This is a genomic window from Nonomuraea lactucae (genome assembly GCF_003313395.1).
Classification (GTDB): domain Bacteria; phylum Actinomycetota; class Actinomycetes; order Streptosporangiales; family Streptosporangiaceae; genus Nonomuraea; species Nonomuraea lactucae.
Genome location: NZ_QNFZ01000660.1, coordinates 1 through 2,913, shown reverse-complemented (window position 1 = coordinate 2,913; position 2,913 = coordinate 1). Strand labels below are relative to the sequence as shown.

Here is a 2,913-nt window from a genome sequence, read left to right as displayed (position 1 = left end):
GTGGGCGACCGGCCCCTCACCGGCGCGGATCACCCGGGCGGCCGGCCGCGGCGGGTCGACGAGCCTGCTGAACGGCACGCCGAGCGCCGCGGCGATCGCCCACAGCGTCTCCACGCCGGGGTTGCCCGCGCCCGCTTCGAGCTGGGACAGGGTGGACTTGGCGAGCCCCGCCCGCTTGGCCAGCTCGCTCAGCGACAGGCCGGCCCTGTCGCGCTCACGCCGGATGGCCGCGGCGATCAGCCCGACCAGGTCGAAGTCGCGCTCGCTCGGTGGACCGCTTCCCATGCGTTCGCTCCAGACGTCGCTTCGTTCGATTTGACGAACACGTACGGGCATGTTCATTCTAGCGGTATGAGCGTTCGACGGAACAAACGGCATCTCGGCATCCTGGCGCACAGCCCCGAGGGGGCCGCGCTCTGCTTCCTGGCCTACTGCCAGGAGGGCCACCGGCGCACCGGGCGCAACGACCACCCGGACGTGACCCTCGACCACATCGCGTTCGGCCGCAGCATGCCCGCCTGGGAGTCGGGCGACCACGCCGCCGTCCGCGCCACGCTCGCGGTGAGCGTGGACCGGCTCGCCCGCGCGGGCGCTGCCTTCTTCGCCTGCCCGGACAACACCGCGCACCTGGCCCTCGAACATCCTGGCCCGGACCTCGCCCTGCCCGGCCTGCACATCGCCGAGGTGGTCGCGGCGCGGGCGGCCCGGGACGGTCACCGGCGCGTCGGCGTCCTCGGCACCCGCTACCTCATGGAGGGCCCGGTCTACCCCCGAGCCCTCGCCGCGCACGGCATCGCCGCCGAGACGCCCGCGGCGGGCGACCAGGAGACCGTCAACAGGATCATCTTCGAGGAACTGGTGAACGGGGTGCTCACCGACGCCGCCCGCCGGGAGTACGCCCGCGTCATCGAGCGGCTGGCGGCGCGCGGCTGCGACGCCGTGGCGCTGGCGTGCACGGAGATCCCGCTCCTGGTCACGCCGGAGACCTCTCCCCTGCCCACGCTCGACTCCACGCGCCTGCTGGCCCGCGCCGCCTACGAGGTCGCCGCGGGCGAGCGCCCGCTGCCCGCCTGGCGCGGCGGCGTCACTGATTGGACTGCGTCGGAGACGCGCTCCCGGACTGGGTCGGCGACGGGCTGAGCTTGTCCATGGGCTGCTGCTGCTGGTTCTTGGGCTCGGGTGGCAGCGGAGCCTGGTCGGCCGTGGTGGTGACCGCGTACTGGCCCCCGCAGGTGGCGCCGGGCTCAGGGGTGTCCTTGCCGTTCTGGAACTTCTTGATGAACGCGCCGAGCTTCGGGTCGTCGGGGCTGTCGAGCTTGAGCTGGTGTCCCCACGACGAGACCACGACCGGCGACGTCAGCCCGGGGAACGGGCTCATCAGCATGTAGTCACGCTGGCCGGTGGAGGTGGCCACCTTCTTCAACGCGTCGACCTGCTGCTTGGGCAGGTCGGGGCGGTAGGTGATCCAGACGGCGCCGTGCTCCAGCGAGTGCACCCCGTGCTCGTTGTGGATGGGCTTGTCGTAGACGTCGCACTGCTGCCAGTAGTTGTTGTGCTCGCCGCCGACCGGCGGGGTCTCCTTGTACGCGACCTGCTTCCACACGTGCTGGCCTGCGGGGTAGGAGTGGTTGGTCACCCCGGCGAGGGAGGTGCGCCGCGCCTCGTTGATCAGGTAGAAGCCGACCGCGCCGACGAGCAGCACGATGACCAGGCCGCCCGCTCCCCACATGAGGAAGGCCGTGCGACGCTCCTTGCGCCTCTGCTCGGCCCGCATCCTCTGCAGGTGCTCGCGCCGCGCCTGCGCCTTCTCCTTCATCGTTCCTCCATCGGCGTGCCAACTCCGGTAACCCTATGCCCTCCGGGCGTATGCGGAGAATAAGACCGATGTAAGGGTAAGATCACGACCCGCGGCCGGACCGGCGGCCCCGGTGGGTACGCTGGACTGACCATGGATACGCCCGGGAAATCCGCCAAGCCGTACATCGCCGGCGCCGTCCTCATCGTCGTCGCGGCGGCGCTCTTCCTCGTCTTCGGCCGCGGGGGCGCCCCTGGTGACACCTCGCCCGAGGCGGGCTTCGCCCGCGACATGGCCGCGCACCACGCCCAGGCAGTCGACATGGCGTTCACGATCAGGGACAAGAGCCCGTCCAAGGAGATCGGCAACCTGGCGTTCGACATCATCAACACCCAGGCCAACCAGCGGGGCATGTTCCTCGGCTGGTTGCAGCAGTGGGGGCTCGACCAGGCGGGCGACCAGCAGCCGATGGCGTGGATGAGCGGCCACGGCCACGGCGGCGCGGCCGTCAAGCCCGGCGTGATGCCGGGGATGGCCACGCCCGAGGAGCTGGCCAGGCTCAAGGGGTTGACGGGCGCGCAGGCGGAGGTGCAGTTCCTGCAGCTGATGATCCGCCACCACGAGGGCGGTGTGCAGATGGCCGAGGGGCTGCTGAAGATGTCCGACCGCGAAGAGGTGGCCGGCATGGCGCAGAAGATCGTCACGGGCCAGTCGGGGGAGATCAAGCTGATGACCGAGATGCTCCAGCACCGCGGCGCGCGGCCGCTCCCGTCGATCCTGCGCTGAGCGAACGTGAGCGCCGACGCCGTCGTGGTCGGATCGGGCCCGAACGGGCTCGTCGCGGCGGTGATGCTGGCCGCGGCCGGGCGGAAGGTGACGCTGCTGGAGGCCGCTGACCGCTTCGGCGGCGGGCTGCGGTCGGAGGAGCTCACGCTGCCCGGCCGGGTGCACGACGTCGGCGCGACCGTGATGGCGATGGCCCTGGCCTCCCCCGCGTTCCGGGAGCTGGGCGTGGCGGAGCTGGTGGAGTTCGCGCATCCGGCCGTGGCCGCCGCGCATCCGCTCGACGGCCGGCCCGCCGTGCTGGTCCACCGCGACGCCCGCCGCACCGCCGCCGG

At 71.9% G+C, this 2,913-nt stretch carries 5 protein-coding genes; 3 read left to right on the top strand and 2 right to left on the bottom strand.

Going from position 1 to position 2,913, the window contains the following annotated elements; translation table 11 throughout:
• A partial coding sequence (locus DQW85_RS24965; RefSeq protein WP_162795352.1) for a helix-turn-helix domain-containing protein occupies positions 1-285 on the bottom strand: 285 nt, incomplete at its 3' end.
• Between the two features lie 66 nt (positions 286-351).
• Between DQW85_RS24965 and DQW85_RS24960 the strand changes: the two genes are divergently transcribed.
• Positions 352-1,140 (top strand): aspartate/glutamate racemase family protein, encoded by a 789-nt coding sequence (locus DQW85_RS24960; RefSeq protein WP_113702431.1) that lies wholly within the window; start codon positions 352-354, stop codon positions 1,138-1,140.
• Here the strand turns inward: DQW85_RS24960 and DQW85_RS24955 are convergent.
• Complete coding sequence (locus DQW85_RS24955) at positions 1,085-1,816, bottom strand: DUF3105 domain-containing protein (protein ID WP_113702430.1); 732 nt, start codon at positions 1,814-1,816, stop codon at positions 1,085-1,087. The genes DQW85_RS24960 and DQW85_RS24955 overlap by 56 nt on opposite strands.
• A 132-nt stretch (positions 1,817-1,948) precedes the next feature.
• On the opposite strand from DQW85_RS24955, the gene DQW85_RS24950 reads away from it, so the two are divergent.
• Positions 1,949-2,581, top strand: coding sequence for a DUF305 domain-containing protein (locus tag DQW85_RS24950; protein ID WP_113702429.1), 633 nt, complete (start codon positions 1,949-1,951; stop codon positions 2,579-2,581).
• A 6-nt stretch (positions 2,582-2,587) separates the two neighbouring features.
• A partial coding sequence (locus tag DQW85_RS24945) for an FAD-dependent oxidoreductase (protein WP_113702428.1) occupies positions 2,588-2,913 on the top strand: 326 nt, incomplete at its 3' end.